The sequence below is a fragment of the Streptomyces sp. NPDC001480 genome, assembly GCF_042894725.1.
Classification (GTDB): Bacteria; Actinomycetota; Actinomycetes; order Streptomycetales; family Streptomycetaceae; genus Streptomyces.
Map to the genome: position 1 here is coordinate 64,984 of NZ_JBIAVX010000007.1, position 25,880 is coordinate 90,863.

General features: G+C 72.2%; 24 protein-coding genes and 1 riboswitch. Of the genes, 7 read left to right on the forward strand and 17 right to left on the reverse strand.

The annotated features are described in order from the left end of the window. Positions 1-236: 236 nt before the first annotated feature. Positions 237-2,102: an AAA family ATPase gene (locus ACFY01_RS18410; protein WP_390736762.1), complete on the forward strand. Its 1,866-nt coding sequence runs from the start codon at positions 237-239 to the stop codon at positions 2,100-2,102. Between the two features lie 113 nt (positions 2,103-2,215). Here the strand turns inward: ACFY01_RS18410 and ACFY01_RS18415 are convergent, their stop codons facing one another. The 9 genes from ACFY01_RS18415 to ACFY01_RS18455 form a co-directional block, all read right to left on the reverse strand. Continuing rightward, complete coding sequence (locus ACFY01_RS18415; RefSeq protein WP_390736763.1) at positions 2,216-3,301, reverse strand: hemolysin family protein; 1,086 nt, start codon at positions 3,299-3,301, stop codon at positions 2,216-2,218. Next, on the reverse strand, positions 3,298-4,632 hold the full coding sequence (locus ACFY01_RS18420; protein ID WP_390736764.1) for a hemolysin family protein: 1,335 nt from the start codon (positions 4,630-4,632) through the stop codon (positions 3,298-3,300). Before ACFY01_RS18420 ends, ACFY01_RS18415 begins: the two co-directional genes overlap by 4 nt. Positions 4,633-4,836: 204 nt before the next feature. Beyond that, positions 4,837-5,292, reverse strand: coding sequence for a PH domain-containing protein (locus ACFY01_RS18425; RefSeq protein ID WP_390736765.1), 456 nt, complete (start codon positions 5,290-5,292; stop codon positions 4,837-4,839). A 46-nt stretch (positions 5,293-5,338) separates the two neighbouring features. Next, positions 5,339-6,187: an ATP phosphoribosyltransferase gene (gene hisG / locus ACFY01_RS18430; RefSeq protein ID WP_390736766.1), complete on the reverse strand. Its 849-nt coding sequence runs from the start codon at positions 6,185-6,187 to the stop codon at positions 5,339-5,341. Between the two features lie 51 nt (positions 6,188-6,238). Further along, positions 6,239-6,511, reverse strand: a complete 273-nt coding sequence (locus ACFY01_RS18435; protein ID WP_030951748.1) for a phosphoribosyl-ATP diphosphatase — start codon at positions 6,509-6,511, stop codon at positions 6,239-6,241. Positions 6,512-6,545: 34 nt separating this feature from the next. Then, entirely contained in the window at positions 6,546-7,031 is a 486-nt protein-coding gene (gene ribH / locus ACFY01_RS18440; RefSeq protein WP_390736767.1) for a 6,7-dimethyl-8-ribityllumazine synthase, read from the reverse strand. 21 nt (positions 7,032-7,052) lie between these two features. Continuing rightward, positions 7,053-8,345, reverse strand: coding sequence for a bifunctional 3,4-dihydroxy-2-butanone-4-phosphate synthase/GTP cyclohydrolase II (locus ACFY01_RS18445; RefSeq protein ID WP_390736768.1), 1,293 nt, complete (start codon positions 8,343-8,345; stop codon positions 7,053-7,055). Then, complete coding sequence (locus ACFY01_RS18450) at positions 8,342-8,992, reverse strand: nicotinamide riboside transporter PnuC (protein WP_390736769.1); 651 nt, start codon at positions 8,990-8,992, stop codon at positions 8,342-8,344. The genes ACFY01_RS18445 and ACFY01_RS18450 overlap by 4 nt, the downstream gene beginning before the upstream one ends. Further along, positions 8,989-9,594, reverse strand: a complete 606-nt coding sequence (locus ACFY01_RS18455) for a riboflavin synthase (protein ID WP_390736770.1) — start codon at positions 9,592-9,594, stop codon at positions 8,989-8,991. Before ACFY01_RS18455 ends, ACFY01_RS18450 begins: the two co-directional genes overlap by 4 nt. A 154-nt stretch (positions 9,595-9,748) precedes the next feature. Further along, positions 9,749-9,879, reverse strand: a riboswitch (FMN riboswitch). A 213-nt stretch (positions 9,880-10,092) separates the two neighbouring features. On the opposite strand from ACFY01_RS18455, the gene ACFY01_RS18460 reads away from it, so the two are divergent. Beyond that, a complete protein-coding gene (locus tag ACFY01_RS18460; RefSeq protein ID WP_390736771.1) occupies positions 10,093-10,989 on the forward strand; it encodes an RNA polymerase sigma-70 factor in 897 nt (298 codons plus the stop codon). Positions 10,990-11,094: 105 nt separating this feature from the next. Beyond that, positions 11,095-11,850: an SDR family oxidoreductase gene (locus ACFY01_RS18465; RefSeq protein WP_390736772.1), complete on the forward strand. Its 756-nt coding sequence runs from the start codon at positions 11,095-11,097 to the stop codon at positions 11,848-11,850. Between the two features lie 54 nt (positions 11,851-11,904). On the opposite strand, the gene ACFY01_RS18470 is transcribed toward ACFY01_RS18465, so the two are convergent. After that, positions 11,905-13,098: an ROK family transcriptional regulator gene (locus ACFY01_RS18470; protein WP_390736773.1), complete on the reverse strand. Its 1,194-nt coding sequence runs from the start codon at positions 13,096-13,098 to the stop codon at positions 11,905-11,907. A 124-nt stretch (positions 13,099-13,222) separates the two neighbouring features. On the opposite strand from ACFY01_RS18470, the gene ACFY01_RS18475 reads away from it, so the two are divergent. Continuing rightward, the gene (locus ACFY01_RS18475) at positions 13,223-14,452 is read left to right on the forward strand and encodes an MFS transporter (RefSeq protein WP_390736774.1); all 1,230 of its coding nucleotides are present in this window, start codon (positions 13,223-13,225) and stop codon (positions 14,450-14,452) included. Here the strand turns inward: ACFY01_RS18475 and ACFY01_RS18480 are convergent. Continuing rightward, positions 14,412-14,870, reverse strand: a complete 459-nt coding sequence (locus ACFY01_RS18480) for an acyl-CoA thioesterase (protein WP_390736775.1) — start codon at positions 14,868-14,870, stop codon at positions 14,412-14,414. The two genes, ACFY01_RS18475 and ACFY01_RS18480, sit on opposite strands and share 41 nt — an antisense overlap. A 109-nt stretch (positions 14,871-14,979) precedes the next feature. After that, positions 14,980-16,245, reverse strand: a complete 1,266-nt coding sequence (locus ACFY01_RS18485; protein WP_390736776.1) for an alginate lyase family protein — start codon at positions 16,243-16,245, stop codon at positions 14,980-14,982. Between the two features lie 123 nt (positions 16,246-16,368). Here ACFY01_RS18485 and ACFY01_RS18490 point away from each other — a divergent pair, with 123 nt between their 5' ends. The 3 genes from ACFY01_RS18490 to ACFY01_RS18500 all read left to right on the forward strand — a co-directional run bounded on the left by ACFY01_RS18490 (position 16,369) and on the right by ACFY01_RS18500 (position 19,953). After that, on the forward strand, positions 16,369-17,769 hold the full coding sequence (locus tag ACFY01_RS18490) for a uracil-xanthine permease family protein (RefSeq protein WP_390736777.1): 1,401 nt from the start codon (positions 16,369-16,371) through the stop codon (positions 17,767-17,769). A 478-nt stretch (positions 17,770-18,247) separates the two neighbouring features. Beyond that, a complete protein-coding gene (locus ACFY01_RS18495) occupies positions 18,248-18,934 on the forward strand; it encodes a DUF5995 family protein (RefSeq protein WP_390736778.1) in 687 nt (228 codons plus the stop codon). Positions 18,935-19,023: 89 nt separating this feature from the next. Next, positions 19,024-19,953 (forward strand): LLM class F420-dependent oxidoreductase, encoded by a 930-nt coding sequence (locus tag ACFY01_RS18500; protein WP_390736779.1) that lies wholly within the window; start codon positions 19,024-19,026, stop codon positions 19,951-19,953. A gap of 7 nt (positions 19,954-19,960) precedes the next feature. On the opposite strand, the gene ACFY01_RS18505 is transcribed toward ACFY01_RS18500, so the two are convergent. The 5 genes from ACFY01_RS18505 to ACFY01_RS18525 all read right to left on the reverse strand — a co-directional run bounded on the left by ACFY01_RS18505 (position 19,961) and on the right by ACFY01_RS18525 (position 25,755). Further along, positions 19,961-21,658 carry a flavin monoamine oxidase family protein gene (locus ACFY01_RS18505; protein WP_390736780.1) on the reverse strand — a complete coding sequence of 566 codons (1,698 nt, stop codon included), beginning with the start codon at positions 21,656-21,658 and terminating at the stop codon, positions 19,961-19,963. Between the two features lie 54 nt (positions 21,659-21,712). Then, the gene (locus tag ACFY01_RS18510; protein ID WP_390736781.1) at positions 21,713-22,501 is read right to left on the reverse strand and encodes a carbon-nitrogen hydrolase family protein; all 789 of its coding nucleotides are present in this window, start codon (positions 22,499-22,501) and stop codon (positions 21,713-21,715) included. A gap of 163 nt (positions 22,502-22,664) precedes the next feature. After that, positions 22,665-23,045 carry a DUF742 domain-containing protein gene (locus ACFY01_RS18515; RefSeq protein ID WP_390736782.1) on the reverse strand — a complete coding sequence of 127 codons (381 nt, stop codon included), beginning with the start codon at positions 23,043-23,045 and terminating at the stop codon, positions 22,665-22,667. A 6-nt stretch (positions 23,046-23,051) separates the two neighbouring features. Further along, positions 23,052-23,492, reverse strand: a complete 441-nt coding sequence (locus ACFY01_RS18520) for a roadblock/LC7 domain-containing protein (RefSeq protein ID WP_390737099.1) — start codon at positions 23,490-23,492, stop codon at positions 23,052-23,054. Beyond that, positions 23,482-25,755, reverse strand: coding sequence for a nitrate- and nitrite sensing domain-containing protein (locus ACFY01_RS18525; RefSeq protein ID WP_390736783.1), 2,274 nt, complete (start codon positions 25,753-25,755; stop codon positions 23,482-23,484). The genes ACFY01_RS18520 and ACFY01_RS18525 overlap by 11 nt, the downstream gene beginning before the upstream one ends. Between the last annotated feature and the right edge of the window lie 125 nt (positions 25,756-25,880).

Genomic DNA, 25,880 nt, shown 5'->3' on the forward strand with positions numbered 1-25,880 from the left:
CGCTCACCCAGGGTCACCATTTCGTGTGCGCCCCGTCTGCTCCCACCTCGACGAACGGCTCGTGCCGCACCCTTCGGCGGGGGGACGCCACGCGGGTACGATGCCCTCGGTGCGACCATCGAACTGCTGCTTCGCGCACCTGCAACTCCGGTCCGCGGTACAGCGGTTCGACCAAGGCTGCCGCCGGGCGAGGGTCCGGTGGTGAACCTACGGGGGCACGGTTTGTGGGGGACGTGATGGACTTCGGCACGCGGGGCCCCGAGGCCCCGGCCGACCTCGCCTGGCTGCGAGGTGTGGACGCCTACACCATGGGGGCCTATCCGCAGGCGGAGGAGGAGTTCCGCACCGCGGTGCGGATGGATCCCGGGATGGCCGACGGCTGGCTCGGGCTGCACGCGCTGCGCGTCGACACGACGACCGCCCTGCTCAGGATGTACCGGCACCGGGACCGCTTCGGGGAGCAGCGCGCCCGGCACCGCCGCACCCTCAACTCCTGGTACTGGCTGGGCTGGTGGGTGCAGCCGGTGCTCGAGAGCCCGCGCGACCTGCTGCTCGCGCACGCCTCGCACTGGCTGGACGGCCGCCACGTCCCGGAGCTGGACCGGGCCCTCGCCGGGCTGCCGCCGGTGGACACCGACCCGCAGGTCCGCTTCCTGCACGCCTGCCGCGCCTACCTGGTCAAGGACTGGGAACAGCTGGTCCGGCACACCGACCCGCTGCTCGACGACCCCCTGCTCGGCATCGAGGCGGGTCTGTTCGGCGGTATGGCCCGGGTCCGTCTGGAGATGTACGGACAGGCCGAGCCGCTGCTGTCGGCGGCGCTCATGCGCTGCCGCAGCGAACAGCCGCAGCGCAAGGAGCTCAGGTACTGGCTGGCCCGGGCGCACGAGGGCACCGGCCGCAGCGCCGCCGCACTCCCCCTGTACCGGGCGGTGCACCGCGTGGACCCGGCCTTCATGGACACCGCCGCCCGGCTCGCCGCCATCGCCGAGGGCGACGGGTACGACGACGCGGTCGACCTCGCGGCGATCACCCTCACCGGAGTCGGCCAGGACACCGTCGACGGCCCCGACGTGCTCGACCCGCTCTTCGGGACCGAGGGCCGCGACCTGCGGCTGACGGACGCCGACCTGCCGCCGGCCGGTGCGATGCCGTCGGTGACCGATCCGGCGGTACGCGCCAAGACCGTCATGCCGTCCTCGCCGCTGCCCGCCGGGCCCACCGACCCCGTGCTGCTGGAGGAGGCGCTCACCGAGCTGGAGCGCATGGTGGGACTGGAGCCCGTGAAGCGCCAGGTCAAGGCGTTGTCGGCGCAGCTGAACATGGCCCGGCTGCGGGCTGGGCAGGGGCTGCCGGTCCAGCCGCCGAAACGGCACTTCGTCTTCTCCGGCCCCTCGGGCACCGGCAAGACCACCGTCGCCCGCATCCTCGGCCGGGTCTTCTACGCCCTCGGCCTGCTCGGCGGCGACCACCTCGTGGAGGCGCAGCGGGCCGACCTGGTCGGGGAGTACCTGGGCCAGACAGCGGTGAAGGCCAACGAGCTGATCGACTCCGCGATCGGCGGGGTGCTGTTCGTCGACGAGGCGTACTCGCTGTCCAACTCGGGATACGGCAAGGGCGACGCGTACGGCGACGAGGCCCTTCAGGTGCTGCTCAAGCGGGCCGAGGACAACCGCGACCACCTGGTGGTGATCCTGGCCGGCTATCCGGAGGGCATGGACCGGCTGCTGGCCGCCAACCCCGGGTTGTCCTCCCGCTTCACCACCCGCGTGGACTTCCCCTCCTACCGGCCCCTCGAACTCACCTCGATCGGCGAGGTGCTCGCCACGGAGAACGGCGACGTGTGGGACGAGGAGGCGCTGGACGAGCTGCGGTCGATCGCCGGGCACGTCGTCGAGCAGGGCTGGATCGACGAACTGGGGAACGGGCGGTTCCTGCGGACGCTGTACGAGAAGAGCTGTGCGTACCGGGATCTTCGGTTGTCGGTGTATCCGGGGTTGCTGACCCGGGACGACCTGGCCACGTTGCGGCTTCCCGATTTGATGCAGGCGTACGGAGAGGTGCTGTCGGGGCGGGGGCCGCAGGATCCGTCGGCCATGTAGGTGCCGCACGCTGCCGCTGCGCCCACCCGTGCCGCCCGGGGGTCCCCCCAGGCCCTTGAGGCTCCCTTGAGGCACTGGGGGGAGGCACGCCTGCCCGCAGGCTACGCACGTGTTCAGCCGGCCAGCGCCTCCTCCGGCTCCCCGTTCACCCTCGGCTCGGTCACCCTGGGCCGTGGGGCTTGCCGGTGGGCCGGGTCGCGTACCTCGCCGACCAGCAGCTCCAGCACGTCCTCCAGCGTGACCAGGCCGAGCACCTTGCCGGAGCCGTCCGCGACCTGGGCCAGGTGGGTGGCCGCGCGCCGCATCACCGTGAGCGCGTCGTCGAGCGGCAGCTCGGCCCGCAGGGTCGTCATCGGGTGCCAGATGTGCTGCGGCACGGCCCGGTCCGACTCCTCCAGGTCGAGTACGTCCTTCACGTGCAGGTAGCCCATGAAGGCGCCGGTCCCCGCCGCGACCGGGAAGCGGGAGTACCCGGTGCGCGCGGTCAGCTCCACGATCTGTCCGGGAGTGACCGAAGGAGTCACCGTCACCAGCGACTCGCGCCCCAGGAGCACGTCGGTGACCGGGCGCGAGCCCAGTTCCAGCGCGTCCTCCAGGCGCTCCTGCTCCTCGGGGTCGAGGAGGCCGGCCTGGCCGGAGTCCTCCAGCAGGCGGTTGAGCTGCTCGCTGGTGACGACGGCCTCGACCTCGTCCTTGGGCTCGACCCGGAAGAGCCGCAGGATGCCCTGGGCGCAGGCGCCGAGGGCCACCGTGATGGGCCGGCACAGGCGGGCGAAGGCGACCAGGCCGGGGCTGAGCCACAGCGCGGCCTTCTCCGGGGCGGCCATCGCGAGGTTCTTCGGGACCATCTCGCCGACGACGAGGTGGAAGAAGACGACGGCGGCCAGGGCGATGACGTACCCGAGCGGGTGGATCATCCCCTCCGGCAGGTGGATCCACTCGAACACCGGCTCCAGCAGGTGCGCCACCGTCGGTTCGGCGACCGCGCCCAGGGTCAGCGAGCAGACGGTGATGCCGAACTGCGCGGCGGCCATCATCTGCGGCAGCCGCTCCAGGCCGTACAGCACCTGCCGGGCCCGGGCGGTGCCGAGCGGCTCGATCTGGCTGCGGCGGACGGAGACGAGGGCGAACTCGGCGCCGACGAAGAAACCGTTGGCGAGCACGAGCAGCCCGGCGAAGACCAGTTGCAGGACGCTCATCGGACGGCCTCCATGGCGTTCACCGCGGGGGCCGTGCGCACCAGGCGGACCCGCTCGGCGCGGTAGTGGCCGACCCGGCGCACGGAGAGCCGCCAGCCGGGCAGTTCCGCCTTGTCGCCGGGGGCCGGGATGCGGCCGAGCAGGTCGGCGACCAGGCCCGCGACGGTCTCGTACGGCCCCTCGGGCACGTCGAGGCCTATGCGCTGGAGGATGTCCACGCGGCAGCTGCCGTCGACGTCCCAGGCGGGTTTGCCGTCCTCGGGCGGGGCGGCGGCGAGCTGCGGCACCAACTGGCCGTCATGCTCGTCGCGGACCTCGCCGACCAGTTCCTCGACGATGTCCTCCAGGGTCACGACGCCCGCGGTGCCGCCGTACTCGTCGACGACGACCGCGATGGGCTGCTCGCTGCGCAGCCGGGCCAGCAGGGGCTGGACGGGCAGCGTCTCGGGGACGAGCAGGGCCCGGCGGGCGATGCCGCCGACGGGGGTGCGCAGCCGGTCGTGCACGGGGACGGCCAGCGCGTCCTTGAGGTGGGCCATGCCGACGATCTCGTCGATCTTCTCCCGGTAGACGGGGAAGCGGGACAGGCCAGTGGCGCGGGTGAGGTTGACCACGTCCTCGGCGGTGGCCGAGGACTGGAGGGCGCTGACCTTCACGCGCGGGGTCATGACGTGCTGCGCGGTCAGCTCGCCCAGCGACAGGGTGCGGACGAACAGATCGGCGGTGTCCTGCTCCAGGGCGCCGGCCTGCGCGGAGTGGCGGGCGAGGGAGACGAGTTCGCCGGGGGTGCGGGCGGAGGCCAGCTCCTCGGCGGGCTCGACACCCAGGGCCCGTACGAGCCGGTTGGCGACCGTGTTGAGCGCGGCGATCACCGGGCGGAACAGGCGGGCGAAGCGGTGTTGCGGGCCGGCCACGAACCGTGCGACCTGCAACGGCTTGGACACCGCCCAGTTCTTGGGCACGAGTTCGCCGATCACCATCTGGATCGCCGAGGCGAGCAGCATGCCGACGACCACGGCGACACCGGAGACGGCGCCCCGGGGGATGCCGGCCGCCGCGAACGGGCCGTGCAGCAGCCGGGCCAGGGCCGGTTCGGCGAGCATGCCGACGACGAGGGAGGTGATGGTGATGCCGAGCTGGGTGCCGGAGAGCTGGAAGGACAGCTCCTTGAGCGACTCGACGACCGTACGGGCGCGCTTGTCGCCGTCGGCGGCTGCCTTCTCGGCCTCGGGCCGCTCGACCGTCACCAGACCGAACTCGGCCGCGACGAAGAACCCGTTGGCGAGAATCAGCAGGAACGCCGCTCCGAGGAGCAGCAGGGGGGTGGTCATGATGCCGCCGCCTCCCCGGTATGTCGGGAGGGGGCGGCGCAGGTACTACAGGACGATCCGTCCATCGCCGGAGGGAGTCACTCCTCGGGTAGCAGGAACCCCTGTGCGCCGGGCGGCACGCAGGGGTGGAGGCGCAGCGAAAAACGCCTCCGTCACCAGATTAATCAAGACACGGGCCGATACGGCAGGGTCGGGCTCGCCGAGTCAGCCCTGATCTTCCGTGACGTGGGCCGTCGAGCGGGCCTCGGCGAGCGCCCGGAGGGTGCGCGCGTCGGCGATGGCGCGCTGCTTGGCGATGCCCGGCTGAATGCCGAGTGCGGGCAGGCTGGTGCCGTCGCTGAGGTTGAGGAACACCCAGGGATCGCCCGGACGGAGGTTGACCTGAACGATTTCCGCCCAGTCCAGGCGCCGTTTGCTCGCGATGTTGACCACGGTGACGCCGGTGTCGTCGGCGACGACCTTCACCCGGGCGAGCTGGGCCAGCACGCCGAAGATGAGCGCGCCGGTGAGGAAGAAGCTGAGCCGCTCCCCCGGACCGAGGTGCTCCAGCAGCATCGCGATCCCCGAGATCACCACGAAGATCGCCAATCCCGCGGTGAGCAGGATCACGCGGGTGTGACCCGGCCGGAAGGTGACGGGAAGGTCGGGAAGGTCGGACATCTCTGCTTATCCCCTGCTTGTTACCCCTGCTTGCCTCGCCCGCCGGTCAGAGGCGGCAGGCGTGGATCGCGGTGGTCAGGATGGCCCGGGCGCCGATCTCGTACAGGTCGTCCATGATCCGCTGGGCCTCCTTGGCCGGGACCATGGCGCGGACGGCGACCCAGCCCTCGTTGTGCAGCGGGGAGACGGTCGGGGACTCCAGGCCCGGCGTGAGCGCGACGGCCTTCTCGAGCTGCTCGACGCGGCAGTCGTAGTCCATCATCACGTAGGTCCGGGCCACCAGGACGCCCTGGAGGCGGCGCAGGAACTGCTGCACCTTGGGCTCTTCGGCGTCGGCGCCGGCCCGGCGGATGACGATCGCCTCGGACTTCATGATCGGCTCGCCGAAGACCTCGAGGCCCGCGTTGCGCAGGCTGGTGCCCGTCTCGACGACGTCCGCGATGACCTCGGCCACGCCGAGTTCGATCGCGGTCTCCACGGCACCGTCGAGGTGGACGACGGAGGCGTCGACGCCGCTGTCCGCGAGGTGCTTGGCGACGATGCCCTCGTAGGAGGTGGCGACCGTCCTGCCCGTCAGGTCCTCGATGCCGTTCGCGGTGCCCGGCTTGGCGGCGAAGCGGAAGGTGGAGCGGGCGAAGCCGAGCGGGAGGATCTCCTCGGCGTTGGCGCCGGAGTCGATCAGCAGGTCGCGGCCGGTGATGCCGATGTCGAGGCGGCCGGAGGAGACGTAGATCGCGATGTCGCGGGGGCGGAGGTAGAAGAACTCGACCTCGTTCTCCGGGTCGACGATGCGCAGTTCCTTGGACTCGCGGCGCTGCTGGTAGCCGGCCTCATGCAGCATCTCCGCCGCAGGGCCGGACAGTGAACCCTTGTTGGGGACGGCGATGCGCAGCATGAGGTCGGCTTCCTTTGCTCGTTGTAGTTCTGAAATGTGTGCGGGTACGGGTCAGAGGTGGGCGTAGACGTCGTCCAGGGAGATCCCGCGGGCGACCATCATCACCTGGACGTGGTAGAGCAGCTGCGAGATCTCCTCGGCGGCCGCCTCCTTGCCCTCGTACTCGGCGGCCATCCAGACCTCGGCGGCCTCCTCGACGACCTTCTTGCCGATGGCATGGACGCCCTTGTCGACCAGCTCTGCGGTGCGGGAGGTGGCGGGGTCGCCGTTGGCGGCCTTGTGCTGGAGCTCGGTGAAGAGCTCCTCGAACGTCTTCTTGGACATGGTGGCGCCCACTCTACGCGGTGTGCCGCACGACCTAGTGCCACGGTTCAGATACTGAGCGAAGCGTGACCGCGGTCGCCACCGCGGCGGTCACGGCCTCGTGTCCCTTGTCCTCGTTCGACCCTTCCAGACCGGCCCGGTCCAGGGCCTGCTCCTCGGTGTCGCAGGTCAGCACGCCGAAGCCGACGGGGACGCCGGTCTCGATGGAGACCTGGGTGAGGCCCTGGGTGACGCCCTGGCACACATAGTCGAAGTGGGGGGTGCCGCCACGGATGACGACACCGAGGGCGACGACCGCGTCGTAGCCGCGTCCGGCCAGGACCTTCGCGGCCACCGGGAGCTCGAAGCTGCCGGGGACCCGGATCAGCGTGGGCTCGTCGATCCCCAGCTCACGCAGGGCGCGCAGGGCGCCGTCGACCAGACCGTCCATCACCTTGTCGTGCCACTGCGCCGCGACGACCGCGACCCTGAGGTCGCTCGCGTTGCGTACGGACAGTTCCGGTGCACCCTTGCCGCTCACGTCTCTCCTAAGTGCTTTCTCTTACTGGTTGCCGCAGGAGGCCGGCACGGCGGGCGTGTCCAGCCAGGGCAGGTCGTGTCCCATCCGGTCCCGCTTGGTGCGCAGGTAGCGGAGGTTGTGTTCGCCCGCCTGTACGGGCATCGGCTCGCGGCCGGTGACGTTGAGGCCGTGGCGCAGCAGCGCCTCGGTCTTCTCGGGGTTGTTGGTCATCAGGCGCAGGCTGCGCACGCCGAGGTCCGTCAGGATCTGCGCGCCGGCGCCGTAGTCGCGGGCGTCGGCGGGCAGGCCGAGTTCGAGGTTGGCGTCGAGGGTGTCGTGCCCCTGCTCCTGGAGCTCGTACGCCCGCAGCTTGGACAGCAGCCCGATGCCGCGGCCCTCGTGTCCGCGCAGGTAGACCACGACTCCCCGGCCCTCGGCCTGGATCCGTTCGAGCGAGGTGTCCAGCTGGGGGCCGCAGTCGCAGCGCAGGGAGCCGAACACGTCGCCGGTGAGGCATTCGGAGTGGATCCGGACCAGGACGTCCTCGCCGTCGCCGAGGTCGCCGTGGACCAGGGCGACGTGCTCGACGCCGTCGACGGTGGAGCGGTAGCCGTACGCGGTGAAGGTGCCGTGGGCGGTGGGCAGCCGGGTCTCGGCCTCGCGCCGGACGGTGGGCTCGGAGGTGCGGCGGTAGGTGATCAGGTCCTCGATGGAGATGATCGTCAGACCGTGCTTGCGGGCGAACGGGATCAGCTCGGGCAGCCGGAGCATACGGCCGTCCTCGCCGGCGATCTCGACGATGGCGCCGGCCGGGCGGAGCCCCGCGAGCCGGGCGAGGTCGACGGCGGCCTCGGTGTGGCCGTCGCGGACCAGCACGCCGCCGGGCTTGGCGCGCAGCGGGAAGACGTGGCCGGGACGGACGAAGTCGGTGGGCTCCGCGTCGCCGCTCGCCAGCAACTGGAGTGTGGTCGCCCGGTCGGAGGCGGAGATGCCGGTGGTCACGCCGTGCGCGGCGGAGGCGTCCACGGAGACGGTGAACGCCGTCTTCATGGACTCGGTGTTGTCCTCAACCATCTGGGGCAGCCGCAACCGGTCCAGCTCCTCGCCCTCCATGGGGGCGCAGATCAGTCCGCGGCACTCGCTCATCATGAAGGCGACGATCTCGGGCGTCGCCTTCTCGGCGGCGATGACGAGGTCGCCCTCGTTCTCCCGGTCCTCGTCGTCGACGACCACGACCGGACGCCCGGCCGCGATGTCGGCGATGGCCTGTTCGACGGGGTCGAGCGCGAAGTCCTCGAAGCCGTCGGTGCTGTACAGGATCGGTGCCGCGGTCATGCGGGTGCTCCTTCCAGAGCGGGCCGCGAGCCCTGGCGGGAGCGCAGCCACCAGTCGCGCATGCCCCACAGGACGAGCGCGCCGTAGATGACGTAGACGAAGCCGGAGAAGGCGTAGCCGTTGGCGAAGTTCAGGGGGACGCCGACGAGGTCGACGAGGAGCCAGGCGATCCAGAACTCGACCATGGCGCGCGCCTGGGCGTACATGGCGACGATGGTGCCGACGAAGATGTAGGCGTCCGGCCAGGGGTCCCAGGACAGGGACGGGTAGGCCTTGAAGAGCAGGGCGACGGCGATGGTGCCGACGGCGGCGGCGCCGAGCATGGCGGCGCGCTCGGTCCAGGTGGCGAAGCGCGGGGTGATGTGGCCGTCGCCGCCGTCCTCGGCCCGGCCCCTGTCGCGGTTCCACTGCCACCAGCCGTACAGGGCGACCACCATGACGACGGCCTGCTTGCCGGCGCTGCCCGTCAGGTGGCCGAAGAAGGCTCCGAAGAGGACTAGCCCGGACAGGAACTGGACCGGCCAGGTCCACAGCGAGCGTCGCCAGCCGAGGGCCAGGGTGATCAGGCCGAGGATGTTGCCGATCATGTCCGACCAGAGGATGTGCTGGCCGAGGAGGGTGAACGCCTCGGAGTTCAGGCCGTTCACTTCGCGGCCCCCTGACCCGCCGCCAGCAGCCGCTCCACGTACTTGGCGACGATGTCGACCTCGAGGTTGACCGGGTCGCCGGGCTGCTTGAGGCCGAGCGTGGTCAGGGCGAGGGTGGTGGGGATGAGACTGACGGTGAAGTAGTCGGGGCCGGCGTCGACGACGGTGAGGCTGATGCCGTCGACGGTGATGGAGCCCTTCTCCACGACGTAGCGCGAAAGGTCCGCGGGGAGCGAGATCTTGATGATCTCCCAGTTGTCGGAGGGCTTGCGCTCCAGGACCTGCCCGGTGCCGTCGACGTGTCCCTGCACGATGTGGCCGCCGAGGCGGGCGCCGACCGCGGTGGGGCGCTCCAGGTTCACCCGGGAACCGGCGGAAAGGGCGCCGAGGCTGGACCGGTCGAGGGTCTCGGCCATGACGTCGGCGGTGAACTCGTCGCCCTCGTGGTCGACGACCGTGAGACATACTCCGTTCACGGCGATGGAGTCGCCGTGCTTCGCACCCTCGGTGACGACGGGGCCGCGCAGCCGGAAGCGGGAGGCGTCGCCGAGGTTCTCGACGGCGGTGACCTCACCCAGCTCTTCGACGATTCCGGTGAACACTTCCCGGGTCCTCCTGCCTCATTCGGGCACGGACTCCGGGGCTGTCGATGACGACAGATGAACGGTCGAACACACCGGGAACGCCTACGCCGGACGGGACCCGCCCTGGTCGGACGAGTCCAGACGGCGGCGCGCACACGTGCATGCCCGCCCGCCGCGCACTGCCTCCCATCCGGACTTTAACCGTCGGTCCAGGAATTTCACCTGGTCAACCGGCCGCTGGAAGCGACCGGGTCGCGGACTGTAACCGCCGGTTCGGACTTTCACCGACCCCGGAGTGCGCTGCTTCTGGTACAGGGCCAGTTTGCCACGCCCGGCCGTCACCCATGCGAGTGATCGATGTGGAGTGGCTCACAGGCCATACGGACTCACTCTCGGTCCGCCACTTGGTCCATACTATTGACGCTCTGGTCTAGTCCTTTTAGGGTGCGGTCGGGCCCGGCGGTGGTGACGACGGCCCTTGCCCGCCGCCGGGTCGCGCTCTGGCAGGGTGAGCGCATGACCGCATCGTTCACCGACGTGTTCGAAGCCCACCGCCCGCGACTGTTCGGCCTGGCCTACCGGATGCTCGGCTCTGCCGAGGAGGCCGAGGACACCGTCCAGGACGCCTATCTGCGCTACAGCCGTGCCGACCGCGCGGACATCGAGCACCCCGCTGCCTGGCTGGCCAAGGTCGTCACCAACCTCTGCCTCACCCGGCTCACTTCGGCCCGGGCCCGGCGCGAGCAGTACGTCGGCCCGTGGCTGCCGGAGCCGGTGGCCACCTGCGACGGCACGCCGGGCCCGCTGGAGTCCGCGGAGCGGCGGGACGACCTGTCGATGGCGCTGATGATCCTGCTGGAGCGGCTGACGCCGACCGAGCGGGCGGTGTACGTGCTGCGGGAGGCGTTCGGGTACGGACACCGGGAGATCGCCGGCGTGCTGGACCTGAGCGAGGCCAACTGCCGCCAGCTCTACCGGCGGGCGGCGCACCGGGTGGCCGTGCCGGAGGGCCGCTTCCAGCCCTCGCCCGAGCGCCGGGAGGAACTCCTCTCCTCGTTCGTCGCCGCGGCCCGCGACGGTGATCTGGCCGGGCTGGAGAAACTGCTCGCGACCGATGTGACCTGGTGGAGCGACGGGGGCGGCAAGGTCAGGGCCGCCCTGCGGCCGATCGAGGGACGGGAGAAGGTCCTCCGCTTCCTGGCCGGCATCGCCCGGCGGTCCCTCGCGGGCGTCGAGCTCACGGTGGCCGAGGTCAACGGCGACAGCGCGCTGGCCGTCTGGGCGGGCGACCTGCTGATCGGCACGGTCTCCTTCGAGTTCCACGACGGACTCATCACGCAGGCGCGGTCCGTTCTGAACCCGGACAAGCTGGGCTTCGTGCGGCGTCAGCTGGCGCGCTCGCAAAGCTCGTGAAGAAAGCCGCCGAGGGCTGTCACATCGTACGGGGGCCGCGTGGTCTGAGCTGGTGAGGGGCGCCCCGTCCGGGGGCGTCCGGTGTCCGGAGGGACGGAAGACAGCATGACCACGATCCTGGTGACCGGCGGTACCGGCACCCTCGGCCGGCTCGTCACGGAGCGGCTGCGGGCGGACGGGCACGAGGTGCGGGTGCTCAGCCGCCACGCCGAGCCGTACGCCGTCGACCTGCGCGAGGGCGGTCCGGGACTGGACGCGGCCGTGGCGGGCGCCGACACCGTCGTGCACTGCGCGAGCACGCCGCGCGGGGGTGACGAGCGGGCGGCGGCGAACCTGATCGCGGCGGCCCGCTCGGCAGGGGCGCGCCATCTGGTCTACATCTCCATCGTGGGCGTCGACCGGGTGCCGCTCGGCTACTACAAGGCGAAGCTCGCCGTCGAACGGCTGGTCGAGGAGTCGGGTCTGGGCTGGACCGTGCTGCGGACGACACAGTTCCACGACCTGGTGGTCCAGATGCTCGAGGCGCTGGCCAAGCCGCCCGTGCTGCTTCTCCCCTCCGGGGTCTGCGACCAGCCGATCGAGGTGGCGGAAGTCGCCGCGCGCCTGGCCGAGTTGGCGGCCGGGGCACCCGCGGGGCGGGTGCCCGACATGGGCGGCCCCGAAGTGCGCTCCTTCCAGTCGCTGGCCCGCGCCTACCTGAAGGCGACGGGCCGGCGCCGCCCCAGCGTGAACATCCCCGTCCCCGGCAGGACCTTCCACGCCCTCCGCGAGGGCGGCCACCTCACACCGGAGCGGGCGGTGGGCAAGGGCACGTTCGAGGAGTACATGGGGCGGCGGTTCGGGAGCGGCTCGGCGGGTTAGGGCGCACGTCGGTGGCGGTGCGCGGTGGCAGGTGGGCGGGCTCGGCCCGGTGGGTTACCGCCCCGGTGGTGCGAACAGGTCGTCCTGGGCGCGTTCCCGGGCCGTCAGCAGGGCGCCGCGGAGTACCGCCGTGCCGCCCAGGCCGCTCGCGCGTACCTCGGTGGGCAGGGGTGACATCCGGCTGATGTGTTCCGCCACACGCGCGGCCAGCGCCTCACCCCCGGCCTGGCCGACCTCGCCGCCGAGGACCACGCACCCCGGGTCCAGGATGGCGACCACGGAGGCAATGCCGAGGGCGATACGGCCGGCGAGGGCGTCGAGGAAGGCGCCGGGCGCCACCGGCCCGTCACGGCCGACGGCCGCCGCCTCCCGCACCGCGCGGGCCGCGTCGGCCTCGTCCTCGCCGGTTACCGACAACCCGTGGTCCGCCGCCAGTTGAGCGACGGCCGCCGCCCCGACCAGGGAGTGGAAGCCGCCCGAGCAGTCGGTCGCCGAGGGCAGCACGGCCGAGCCCGGGACCGGCATGAAGCCGATCTCGCCCGTGCCGCCGGAGGCGCCCCGGCGGAGGGTGCCGTCGAGGACGACGGCCGCGCCGGGGCTGTGGCCGAGCCAGAGCAGGACGAAGGTGTCCCGGTCCCGGGCGGCGCCCTCCTGCTGCTCGGCCAGGGCGGCGAGGTTGGTCTCGTTCTCGACGCTGACGCGGGCCTCCGGGAAGCGCTCCTGGAGTGCGGCGACCAGGCTGCGGTGCCAGCCGGGCAGGCCCGCCGACTTCCGCAGTTCACCCGTACCGGGGTCGATCAGACCGGGCGCGCCGATGCCGACGGTGTGCAGCCGGTCGGCCTGGGCCTCCTTCACCGCCCGCTCCACCAGCGCCACCGCCTGCTCTTCGGCCGCTCCGGCCCCGGTGTCCGCGCAGATCGGCACGGAGGCCTCGGCGAGCACCCGGCCGAGCAGGTCGGACACCAGTACGGAGACGCTCTCGGTGCGGACGTCGAGCGCCGCCAGGTGGGCCCGGTCGGCGACGATGCCGTACAGCCGGGCGTTGGGGCCCCGGCGCTGTTCACCCGACTCCCCGACCACGGTGATCAGACCGGAGGCCGCGAGACGTTCGACGAGGTCGGCGACCGTCGGCCGGGACAGTCCGGTCAGCTGCTTCAACTGCCCCGCCGTCAGCGGGCCTTCCTGCTGAAGCAGCCGCAGGGCGAGCCGGTCGTTGATCTCCCGGGCGGTGCTCGGTGATGCGGGCATGACCGGAATCCTCCCAGATCCGCGGGACCGGATGGCGTGGAAAGCCGCTATCTATCAGGCAGGGACCCTGATAGTTTACGCCGGTGCAATGGCGGGGTGCGCCCGACCAGGGAGGGACCGGAAGATGAGTCACGTGACCAGCGCTGTCACCGAGCAGGAGGACCGGCGAACGGTCAGGCGCGCCCGGTACGCCGTGGCGGCCGTCTTCGCCGTGCACGGCGCCGTCACCGGTTCCTTCGCGACCCGCGTGCCCTGGATCCAGGACCACACCTCGCTGGGCACGGGGCAGCTCGGGTTCGCGCTGGCCTTCACGGCGTTCGGCGCCTCCTGCGCGATGCCGCTGGCCGGCCGGATCAGCCACCGCTTCGGCAGCCGTACGGCGCTGCGCGGCCTGATCGCCCTGTGGACGCTGGCCCTGGTACTGCCGTCCCTCGCCCCCAACCTGTACACGCTGTGCCTGGCGATGTTCGTCTACGGAGCGACCGCCGGCACGGCCGATGTCGCGATGAACGCCCTCGGTGTCGAGGTGGAGCACCGGCTGGACAAGTCGATCATGTCGGGGCTGCACGGCATGTGGAGCGCGGGCGCCCTGATCGGCTCGGCGGCCGGCACTCTTGCGGCGCACCTCGGCTCGGACGCCCGCCTGCACTTCGCGCTCGCTTCGGCCACGCTCACGCTGCTCGGCGTGCTGGCGTGCGGCTGGGTGCTGGACGTACAGCCCGCCGAGGACGAGGAGCCCCCGCCGCGGTTCGCGCTGCCGCCCAGGTCGGCGCTGCTGATCGGCGCGGTGGGCTTCTGCGCGGTGTTCGCGGAGGGCGCGAGCCTCGACTGGTCGGCGGTCTTCCTGCGCGACCGGCTGGACAGCTCGGCCGGTCTGGCGGCTGCCTCGACGACCGGGTTCATGCTGACCATGGCGGTGGCCCGGATCGCCGGGGACTCTGTGGTGAACCGCTTCGGGGCGGTCCGCACGGTCCGCGCCGGTGGCGTCCTCGCCGTGCTCGGCGGAATGCTGATCGTCATAGCGCGGCATCCGGCGGTGGCGATGACCGGGTTCGCGCTGATGGGGCTCGGCATCGCGGTCGTCGTCCCGCTGTGCTTCGCCGCGGCCGGCCACAGCGGCCCGAACCCCAGTCAGGCGATCGCGGGCGTGGCGACCATCACGTACACCTCGGGCCTGATCGCGCCCAGCCTGATCGGCGGGGTGGCGCAGGCGACCAGCCTGGTGGTGTCGTTCTGCCTGGTGACGGCACTGGCCTGCGGCCTCGCCGTCTTCGCGGGGGTCCTGGGCGGCGGCCGGCGGACCTCCTCGGCGGTCAGTCCGCGGGTCGCAGCAGTTCCCGACCGACAGCCCTGAATCCGTCGGTCCAGGCGGTGGGGCGCAGCGTGGCCGCGTCCAGCCGGACCAGGACCCGGGTGCCGTGCGCGTAGGTGACCGTCCCGTCGGCCGAGCAGAAGCGGAAGCCGTAGGTCAGCCCGGTGGTGCCGAGCCGTTCCAGCCAGAGGTGGACGGCGTAGGTGCCCGGGCTGGTCACCGGCGCCTCGTAGGTGATCCTCAGTTCCTTGACGGCGTTGCAGGCGTCCCCGGCGGCCGCCCAGTCCCCGTCGAAGCGGACGCCGTGGGCCTGCCACAGCTCGGTCCAGGCGCGCTCGGCCAGCAGCGGGTACCGGGCGTTGTGCAGCAGCCCGAGCGCGTCCAGGTCGTCGAAGTGGACGGTGACGTGGATCAGCCGGCCGTACGACAGGGCGGGGACGGGCGGGGCTTCGGCGGTCACGGGTGGGGCTCCTGAGCGTGGCTGGACGGGGCGGGGCGGAAGGCCGGACCCCTGGGGACACTTGGACCCCCATCCTAAGCGAGCGCTCAGTAGCCCCTTCCGGGGTGGGTCAGCCCGCTATCGAGTCCAGTTGCTCGGCGGCGGGCCGCAGCGCCCAGAGGTCCCCGCCGGGCGGGGTCTGGAGCTGGGGGACGGCCTTCCGGGCCGCCTTGTCCCCCGCGTCGGCGGCGGCGTGCACGACGTCACTCGCCGCGTAGCGGTGGAACTCGAGTTCGGGGTGTGCCCAGGCGGCGGCCCCGGTGGCGGCGGGGAGGAGGTAGTCGACCGCCTTGAACAGGCTCTGCCCCTCGGGGCCCCGGTAGGTCCACAGATTCACGCCGAGGTGACGTCCGATGGCCGCGAGCCGGGTGTACGCGACCAGGTCGAAGGTCGAGTAGTGCCAGCTCCGGGTGCGCGCGAGCTCCTGCGGCTGGCTGCCGTCGGCGGCGATCTGCGGGTCGATCCGCCTGGCGCGCGCGTCGAGGACGGTCCGGCGCGCCAGGGCCTTGTCTCCGGTCGCGCAGGCGAGGGCGGCGAGCTGCATGTCGTAGAAGGTGCCGTGATTGTTGGCGGCGGCCCCCTCCTGCGCGCCGAAGTCGCTGTTCTTCAGCCAGTCACGGAAGTCGGAGTTCCATTTCCCCATCGCGCTGCGGTCCTTCGCACTCCAGCCGGGGGCGCCCGTGGCGAGGATCGCCTGCGCGTCGAGGACGCTGGTGTAGGACTGCGAGAAGTCGATGATGCCGATGGCCCGGCCGTCGTACTTGCACGGGATGAACTGGGCGTGGTTCAGGTTCGGGTTCATCCGCGTGGCCGGGTCGAGGAACCAGGTGCGCAGGATCTGCCCGGCCTTCTCGGCGTAGCTCCGCCTGCCGGTGTAGTACCAGGCGAGGGAGAGGTCGTACGTGGAGTCGAAGACCTTCTCGACGTCCTGCCGGTCCGTGCCGCTGTCGACCTCCGGGTTCCGCTGCCCGTCGCGCTGGACGTAGGGGCAGCCCCAGGGGTTGTCGGCGGTGGGGGCCGTGGTGGGCCACCAGTACGGGGCCTGGCTCAGGTAGTCGTGGACGTCGCCGCCGGGCGCCGGCTTCGGTTTGTCGACGACCGTCCAGGGCCCCTGGCCGAGCCAGGCGTCGGCGCGGGCGGTCAGGGACTCGAGCGCGCGCCCGAGCCGCGGGTCGCCATGCTCCAGGCGGGCGCGGGTCTGCTGGAGGCGCGTGCCGTCGAGGACCACCGTCCGGGGCGCCTCGGGTGCGGCGTGGGCCACGGGCACGAGCACGGCGGCGAAGGTCGCCGCGGCCGCCAGGAGCACAGCCGCGCGGGATCCGGATCTTCCACTCATCAAGGCACTCCAATCAGAAATGTGAACGCAGTTCATGAGTGGGACCGTGCGAGCGTAGAACCGCCAGCTACCCGTGACAATGGTCCGGACCGACTTCACGTACTAGGAAAGCGAAGCCTCACCATGGACCTCGGCGTCCGCTGGAAGCTGCACGGGGACGGGCGCACACCCGGGCCCGGAGCGGTCGTACGCCCCGACGAACGGCTGTCCTGGCCGCGCACGGTGGGCCTCGGCGCCCAGCATGTGGTCGCGATGTTCGGGGCGTCCTTCGTCGCCCCCGTTCTGATGGGCCTCGACCCCAACCTGGCGATCATGATGTCCGGCGTGGCGACCGTGATCTTCCTGCTCGCCACGCGCGGCCGGGTGCCGAGCTACCTCGGATGCTCGCTGTCCTTCGTGGGCGTGGCCGCGGTGATCCGGGCGCAGGGGGGCACGAGCGCGACCGTGACCGGCGCGGTCTTCGTCGTCGGCGCGGTGCTGTTCCTGGCGGGGCTGGCTGTGCAGCGCTTCGGGGCGCGGATCATCCACGCCACGATGCCGCCGATCGTCACCGGCGCGGTCGTCATGCTGATCGGCTTCAACCTCGCCCCGGTGACCGCCTCCACCTACTGGCCGCAGGACCAGTGGACCGCCCTGCTGGTCATGCTCTTCACCGGCCTGGCCGTCGTCGGTCTGCGCGGCTTCTGGTCCCGGGTCGCGATCTTCCTGGGCCTGGTCTTCGGATACGGCCTGTCCTGGGCCGACGACCGGATCTTCGGCAAGATCCACTCGGTGGACGCGAGCGGCAAGGTCACCGACCACTGGCGCCTCGACCTCTCCGGCGTCGGCAAGGCCGACTGGATCGGGCTGCCCTCGTTCCACGGCCCGGCCTTCCAGTGGTCGGCCATCCTCGTCGCCCTGCCGGTCGTCATCGCCCTGGTCGCGGAGAACGCCGGGCACGTCAAGGCGGTCGGGGAGATGACCGGCCACCGGCTGGACGACAAGCTGGGCACGGCGATCTCCGCCGACGGCGTCGCCTCGATGCTGTCCACCGCCGTGGGCGGCCCGCCCAACACCACGTACTCCGAGAACATCGGCGTGATGGCCGCGACCCGGGTCTACTCGACGGCCGCGTACTGGGCCGCCGCGGGCTTCGCGGTGCTCTTCGGCGTCTGCCCGAAGTTCGGCGCGGTCGTCGCCGCCGTCCCGGGCGGTGTGCTCGGCGGCATCACCGTCATCCTGTACGGCATGATCGGCCTGCTCGGCGCCCAGATCTGGACCAACGCCGGGGTCGACCTGCGCAATCCGCTCAACCTCGTCCCGGCCGCCGCGGGCATCATCATCGGCGTCGGCAACGTGACGATGAAGTTCACCGACACCTTCTCGCTCAGCGGCATCGCCCTCGGCACGCTGGTCACCATCACCGGCTACCACACCCTGCGCGCCTTCGCCCCCGCCCACCTCAAGCCACAGGAGCCACTGCTGGACGAGGGCACGTCCTCCTACGACGAGGAAACGGCGCCCCACACCCGACCGGGGGCGTGACGAGGCGGGGCCTGGGCTTTGCGGGCGGCGTCGGTCTATTTGCCGCACGCGGGGAGGCGACCGCCCGGGAAGGCTTCGCCGCGCCCGACGCGCGTCTCGACGACCGCCGGGGCACAGCCACCGAGCCGGCCTGCGGGCGACGGCGTCGGCGCGGGACTGACGAGCGCGCCGACGGACCGCTCCGGCCGGCTCGGAGCCCGCGTCAACGCCCGGTCCGGCATCGGCGGCGCGGTGCCCGTCCTCAAGAGCCCGCCAGACGCCGATGGTGCTGTGCCCGTCGGTGAGTGCCGCGCTCATCCTCGTCACCGTGCCCACGGTGACCACGGAGCCCAGTCCGCCGCCGCCATCGCGGCGCGGGGCGCGGGAGCCTGGCAGGGTGCTGGTCCCGCCTCACCCGGAGGCGTCCGCGTTCCCCCGTTCCGGGGAAGCTCCGGGCCCGTCGGCTCCCCCGTCGGTCCGGGGCTGGGACGCTTCCTCCATGGCGCAGTTGAAACACCTCACCCCCTCCGTCGAGACCGTCGTCTCCCGCATGCGCGCCCTGGACGACACGCTGCCCGCGCGCGACGGGATCGCGGTGTTCAACCGCGTCTACCTGGCCGTCACCGGCGAGGTCGAACGACGCCTGTACGCCGGGGCGTTCGCGGACGCGCGGGCCGCGACCGCGCTGGACGTGCGGTTCGCCGAGCGGTATCTCGCCGCGGTCGACGCGGCCGCGGACGACCGCCGCCCGCCGGCCTGCTGGCGGCCGCTGTTCCAGCTCCGCCGCCACCCCGGCGTACGACCGCTCCAGTTCGCCCTCGCGGGCATCAACGCGCACATCGGGCACGACCTGGCGCTGGCCGTCGTGGACACCTGTCGTGCCCTCCGCTGCGAACCGGCCGATCTCGAGGACGAGTTCGACCGCGTGGGCGACCTCCTCGTGGCGCTGGAGGAGCGCATCCGCGAGGATCTGATGCCGGGCCCCGACCTGCTCCAGATCGCCGACCCGCTCACCCATCTGCTGGGCTCCTGGAGCCTGGAGCGCGCCCGGGACGCCACCTGGTCGGCGGCGCGGGCGCTGTGGGCGCTGCGCCGGTTCGAGGACCTGGCCGAGGAGTTCACCGACCGCCTGGACGCGGCCGTCGGCTTCGCGGGCCGCATGCTGCTCACGCCGCTACCGGACTGATCCGGCCACCCGAGGGCTTCGTCCCCTCAACTCCTGTGTGAACGCTGTACGTTCGACACCAACCGACCTTCTGCAAAGGAGCGCACGGCATGGCGACGCGGCTCGGACTCGCCCTTCCCCAGAACAAGCAGTACGACCTCGGCCGGGATGTGCCCGACGTGGCGCGCACCGCCGAGCGGATCGGCTACGAGAGCCTGTGGGTGTACGAGCGGCTTCTCGTCCCCGACCCCGCCACGCAGGGCCTGTACGGCATCGAGGGCCTCCCCTGGCCGGACGGCTACCGCGGTGTCGCCGAGCCGCTGGTCACCCTCACCCTCGCCGCCGCGGCGACCGAGCGGGCGCGGCTGGGCACCAGCGTGCTGGTCGCCCCGCTGCACGTGCCGTTCCAGCTCGCCAAGGCCCTCGCCACCCTGGACGCGGCGAGCGGCGGCCGGGTGGTGGCGGGCCTCGGCACCGGCTGGTCGTTCGACGAGTACGCGGCCGCGTCGGTACGGCCCTTCGAGGAGCGCGGGCAGGTCCTGGACGAGCTGATCGAGGTGTGCCGCGCGGTCTGGGGCCCGGACCCGGTGTCGTACGACGGGCGGGTCACGAAGATCGCCCCGGCCGTGGTCGGTCCCAAGCCGGTCCGGCCCATCCCGATCCTGCTGGCGGCCGGCACGGGGAAGGCCAAGCGCCGCCTCGTCGACCACGCCGACGGCTGGATGCCGGCGGGCATGGGCGCCGACACCCTCGCGGCACAGTGGCGCGACCTGAAGGAACTGGCCGCCGAACGCGGGCGCACCGAACCGATCCGGACGGTGCTGCGCACCAACGCGGACTACCGGGCGCAGGGTTACGGCGGCGCGGACCGGCGGCCGTTCCAGGGCAGCGTCGACCAGATCGTGGAGGACCTGGCCGCGCACGCCGAGGTCGGTCTCGACGAGATCTTCATCGACCTCCAGCACGGCGCACGGGACGCCGAGGAGCTCAAGGACCTCGCCGCGGAGGTCTACGCGAAGGCGCGCGCGGCCGGGGTGTGAACGCCGGTCAGTCCTCCGGGAGTTCGACCGGGGCGATGTCGTCGTAGACGTCACCGGGACCGGGGTTGCCCGGGTCGGTGGCACCGCCGAGGTGGTGCATGACGCCCCACACCGCGTTCAGCGCGGTCTGGATGGCGCCCTCGGCCCAGCCGGCCGTCCAGGAGATGTCGTCGCCGGCGAGGAAGATGCCCCGCTTGTCCTCGGGCAGCCGGTCCTGCATGAAGTGGGTGAACAGGCGCCGCTGGTAGCGGTAGTGGCCCGGCAGGTTGGCCTTGAACGCGCCCATGAAGTAGGGCTCGTTCTCCCAGGAGACGGTCACCGGGTTGCCGATGATGTGCTTCCGGATGTCGACCTTCGGGTAGATCTCGCCGAGCGACTTCAGCATGACCTCCATCCGCTCGTTCGCGGACAGCGGCAGCCACTTGAGGCTGTCGTCGCACCACGTGTAGGAGAGGCAGATGACGGCGGGCTTGTCCGGGCCGTCGTCGAGGAGGTAGGTGCCACGGGTCATGCGGTCGGTGAGCGTCATCGACATGACGTCCCGGCCCGTGACCTCGTCCTTGTCGAGCCAGAACGGCCGGTCGACCGGGACGAAGAGCTTGCTGGACTCCATGTAGTGCGTGCGCTCGATCGCCGTCCAGTGGTCGATCGGGAAGAGCGAGTCGTCGCAGGCGATCTTCGACAGCAGCATCCAGGACTGGGCGGTGAAGACCGCCGCCTTGTACGTGCGGATGTCACCGTTCGCGTCCGTCACCGTGATCTGGTTGCCCGCGGTGCGGTGCAGCCGGGTCACGGCCGGGCGGGGCTCGCCGTCCACGTGCAGGGACGCCAGCGAGGTGCCGTACGGCCAGTGGACGATCTTCTCCGGCTCGCGCCGCCACAGCCGCAGCGGCAGCTGCTGGGAGCCGCCGACGATGCCGCGGTGGTGGTCGTCGGCCTCGGTGTAGACGACCCGCAGGATCTCCAGGATGGAGTTGGGGAAGTCGGTGTCCCAGCCGCCGGTGCCGAAGCCGACCTGGCCGAAGATCTCGCGGTGGCGGAAGGACTTGAAGGCCTCGGAGTCGCAGAGGAAGCCGTAGAAGGTCTGGTTGTCCAGCTTCTCGACGAGCTTCGCCCAGATCTCGCGGATGCGCGGCACGTCCCGCTCGCGCAGGGCGCGGTTCATGTCGGAGAAGTCGGCGCCCTCCTCCAGGCACTTGTTCCAGGCGTCGGCGACGTCGCGGTAGACCTGCGGCAGGTCGTCGATCGTCTCGGCGTAGTGCGACTCGCCCTTGAGGTCGACGACGGTCGAAGGCGTCGTCTCCGCGAGGGGGTTGGGGAAGGGCCGGGTCTCCAGGCCCACCAGGTCGATGTAGTGCTGGAGGGCGGTGGAGGACGGCGGGAAGCGCATCGCGCCCATCTCGGCGGTCAGCGACGGGTCGCAGCCCTCGAACCCGACCGTCCGCAGCCGGCCGCCGAGCTGGTCGGCCTCGTAGACGACGGGCTTGAGGCCCATCTTCATCAGCTCGTAGGCGGCGACGATGCCGGACAGGCCGCCGCCGATGACCGCCACCTCGGCGCCGTGCTCGGTCGCCGGGATCTGGCCGAGGCCCGCCGGGTGGGCGAGGAAGTCGTCGTAGGCGTAGGGGAAGTCCGGACCGAACATGGTGATCGGCGGCTGCTGCTCGTCTGCGTGCTCGACGGCGTTGGGCACCGTGGACGTCATGGGGTACGGACTCCTTGCGCGGGGGGGGGGTGACTCGGGGAAGGGCTCGGGGGTTCAGACAAGGGACCCGTACAGGCCGGGGCGCCGGTCCTTCAGGTACGGGTTCGCCTCACGGGAGGCGGCCAGGAAGGCGGGGTCGACGTCGGCGACCACCAGCTCCTCGCCGCGGCCGGCGCGGGTGCGGGCGATGCCGTCGGGGCCGGCGAGGGCGGAGAGCCCGAAGAACTCGAACTCGCCCTCGTGACCGACCCGGTTCACGTACGCCACGTACATCTGGTTCTCCCAGGCACGCACCGGCACCATGGCCTCGGCGACGAACTGGAACGGGTGCATGTTCGCCGTCGGCACCACGAGCAGGTCGGTGCCGGCCAGGGCGTGGGCGCGCGCGTTCTCCGGGAACTCGACGTCGTAGCAGATCATGATGCCGACGGTCAGACCGCCCAGCCGGGCCTGGACGAGCGACTTCTCGCCCGGGGTGAAGTGGTCGCGCTCGGCACAGCCGAAGAGGTGCGTCTTGCGGTAGTTCGCGAGGCGGGTGCCGTCGGCGGAGATCAGCTGGGCGGAGTTGTAGACCGTGTCGCCGTCCCGTTCGGGGTAGCCGTAGGCGATCGCCAGACCGTTCCGGGTGGCGATCTCGCCGATCGCGCGGGCGGAGTCTCCGTCGGCGGGCTCGGCGAGGCGGGCGATGTCGTCGCCGATCGCGTACCCGGTGAGGAACATCTCCGGCGCGGTCAGCAGCGCGGCACCCGCGGCGGCGGCACGGCCCGCGGCGGCGTCGAGGACCTTGAGGTTCTCGGCGGGGAAGCCGGGGCGGCCGGAGCTCTGGAGCAGGGCGGTGCGCATGCGTGGTCCTCACCGGGGCGGAGGGGGTCCTGGGGTCAGTTAGACGGTACGGTCGCCGGGCTCGGCCGGACAAGAAGAAGCCGTTGCGCGCCGGTGAGCGGTTCGTTGCGCGCACCAGGGGTCGGGCGGCGATTCGTTGCGTGTGGCGACGGCCCCCGCGGGGCTACAGCTCCCGGAGCCGCTCGACGATCTCCCGGAGCAGTGCGGGATCGGCGGCCGGGCCCGTCGGGGAGAGGCGGCGCGGCTCGTCGATGCGGACCAGTCCCGCCTCGGCCAGGTCGCCGAGGAGCACGCGGACGACGGTCAGGGGCAGGTCGGCGTCCGCGGCCAGTTCGACGACCGGGCGCGGGCCGCGGCGCACCAGGTCGAGCAGGGCGGTGCGGGCATGGTCGACGGCTGGCTGCGCGACGTCCGCGGGCACGGCGGTGACCTGGGACATCAGGTCGATGGCATGCCGGTCCGAGGGCCGGGTGCGGCCCCGGGTCACGGTGTAGGGGCGCACCATCGACCCGGTCTCGTCCTCGTACCAGTGCTCGTCGGTCACCGCGGGTCAGGGGGCCGACCGTGCCGCGGCGTCCAGGTGGCGGCCGAGGCGGCGGACCAGCAGCGCCATCTCGTGGGCGAGCTGTCCGACGTCGCTCTGCGCCTCGCTGAGCACGGCCAGCCGGCTGCCGTGCCCCGCGGGGGTGATGAAGAGGTAGGCGTCGTCCAGCATCACCATGGTCTGCCGTACCTCACCCGCCGCGAACCGGTCCCCCGCCGAACGGGCCAGGCCGTGGAAGCCGGAGCAGACGGCGGCGAGGTGCTCGACGTCCCGTCGGCGCATGCCCTCCGAACAGCTCAGCGGCAGCCCGTCGGCGGTGAGCAGCACGGCCTGGCGCACGTGCTCGGTCCGGGCCACGAGGTCGTCGAGCAGCCAGCCGAGGTCCGTGCCGGGCGCCTGACCGGGGGCCGGGCCGGGAGACTCGGGGTTCTGCTGGTCACCGGGCATCGTCGGCATGCGTCCCTTCGTCGGGGTCGGTGGTCACGGGCAGTCCTCTGCGGCCCCGGTCCAGGCCGCGCTGGAAGGCGCCGAACACGGCCCGCATCTCTTCGGCGTCGGCCTCCCGCGGCGAGGGGGCCTCACGGGGCGGGGCGTCCTCACGCAGGGCGGCGGCCAGGGAGGCCTGGCGGACGCGGGTGGGGAGGGCGGGAGCGCTCGGGGTCGGGATACCGGGGTGGGGAGCGTGCGGGGTGGGAGCGTGCGGGGTGGGGCCGCCGGGGGCCGTCGGTCCGTCCGGGCTCGCGGCCGGCCTCCGTCCCTCCGCCTCCGCTACTGGTTCCACTGCTGGTGCCGCGCCCGGTTCCGCTGCGGCCAGCACCCCCGGCGGCAACCAGACCATGGCCGTCGTCCCGCCGTACGGCGAGTCCCGCAGCGTGACCTCGATGCCGTGCCGGCCCGCGAGGCGTCCCACGACGTACAGGCCGAGCCGGTCGTGCCGGGTCGGGTCGAAGGCGTCGGGGTCGGTGAGGGTGCGGTGGGCCTCGTCGCGCCGGTCCGGGTCGAGGCCGAGGCCCCGGTCGTCGATCTCCAGGACGAAGCCGCCCCGCGCCCGGCCGGTGCGCATCGTCACCAGGGTGTGCGGCGGGGAGAACACCGTGGCGTTCTCCAGGAGCTCGGCCAGGAGATGGACGACATCAGCGACTGCGTCCGCCGCCACGCCGGTGTCGGGCATCGGCGGGACCACGACCCGCGTGTAGTCCTCGATCTCGCCCACCGCCGACGACACGACGTCCGCGACGGGCACGGGCCGGCGCCACCGGCGGCCGGGAGCCGCTCCGGAGAGGATGATCAGGCTCTCCGCGTGCCGGCGCATACGGGTGGTGAGGTGGTCGATGCGGAACAGCTCGCGCAGGATGTCGGGGTCCTCGGTGCGCCGCTCCAGCGTGTCGACGAGTTTCAGCTGCCGGTGCACGAGCGCCTGGCTGCGGCGCGCGATGTTGAGCAGCACCGCGGACAGCCCGCGCCGCAGGGCGGCCTGCTCGACGGCGGCCTCGACGGCCGCCAGGCGCGCGGTGTTGAAGGACCGGCCGACCTGGCCGATCTCGTCGGCCCCTACCTCGTCGGCGGCCAGCGGCGGCGCCTCCGTCACCGCGTCGACCTCCTCGCCCGCGCTCAGCCGCCGCATCACGTCGGGCAGTTGCCGGGTGGTCAGCAGATCGGCGGCGTCACGCAGCGTCTCCAGCCGGCGTGAGACGCGCCGGGCCCCGCGCACCGCGAACCACAGCGACAGTCCCACGGCGGCCAGACCGACGAGTCCCACCACCGCCGCCCTGGCCAGCTCCCCGTAGGCGAAGGCCCGGCCACGCGCGGCGGAGTTCTCGGCCGCGCGGGTGCACAGGAGCATGTACCGCTTGACCGCCCGGTCGGTGGTGGTCCGCCAGGTACCGGCGGCGACCGCCTTCCCGGCGTGCGCCGCATCGGCCCGCAGCAGCGCGTCCTCGCCGCGTACCAGGTCCTGGTGCAGATCGCCGCGCTCGAACTCCTCGAACAGTGCCCGCGAGTCGGACGGCAGGTCCGGCACGTACGTCCGCTCGAAGACGCGCCGGTCCTCGATCGTCGCCGTGAGCGTGTCGTACTGCCGGTCGGTCAGGGTTCCGGCCGCGCGGGCCCCGGCGACCAGGGCGTCCTCGCGCGAGACGAACTCCCGCACCCGCACCAGCTCGATGACGACCTGCGCCTCCCTGGCCAGCCGGCCGGCCTGGAGCGCGGTGAGGGTGGACTGGACGTCGGAGCCGGGCTCCACGAGGGCGTCGTACTCGGCGACGGCCCGGTCCCAGGTGACCGAGCGGGACAGCACCCGCTCGCGCAGCCTCTCCAGCCCGTCGGTGGCGTGCGCCATCGCGTCGAGGACCTGACGCTGCCGGTCGGTGAGCCGGTCCCGGTCGCCGTTCCGGATCGCCTCGCGCATGGCGTCCACCGCGCGGTCGGTGCGGCGCTGCTGGGCCAGGAGATCGCCGGCGGCGGCCGGGTCGCGGGCGGCGCCCAGGTACGCGGCCGACAGTCGCCGCTCGATCTGGATCTGGCCGACGGCCGTGTCGACGGGGGTGCCGAAATCCTCGTACACCCCCTGGAGCCGGATCAGGGCGCGCAGGTCACCCGTGACCGACACCATGGCGAAGCTCCACAGGGTCATCAGCGCGAGGACCGGCGCGAGCGCGAGCGACACGATCCGGGCGCGGACGGTGGAGGGACGGCCCAGGGGCCAGCGCATGGTTACCTGCCGGTGTTACCAGTCGGTAGAAAGTCCGGCACAACCTAGGGGATCTTCCGGGGGCCCGCAAGGGTGACCTGCGGTAACCCCTGGTCAGCCGCCGGGCACGCGGTCGGGACGCGGCG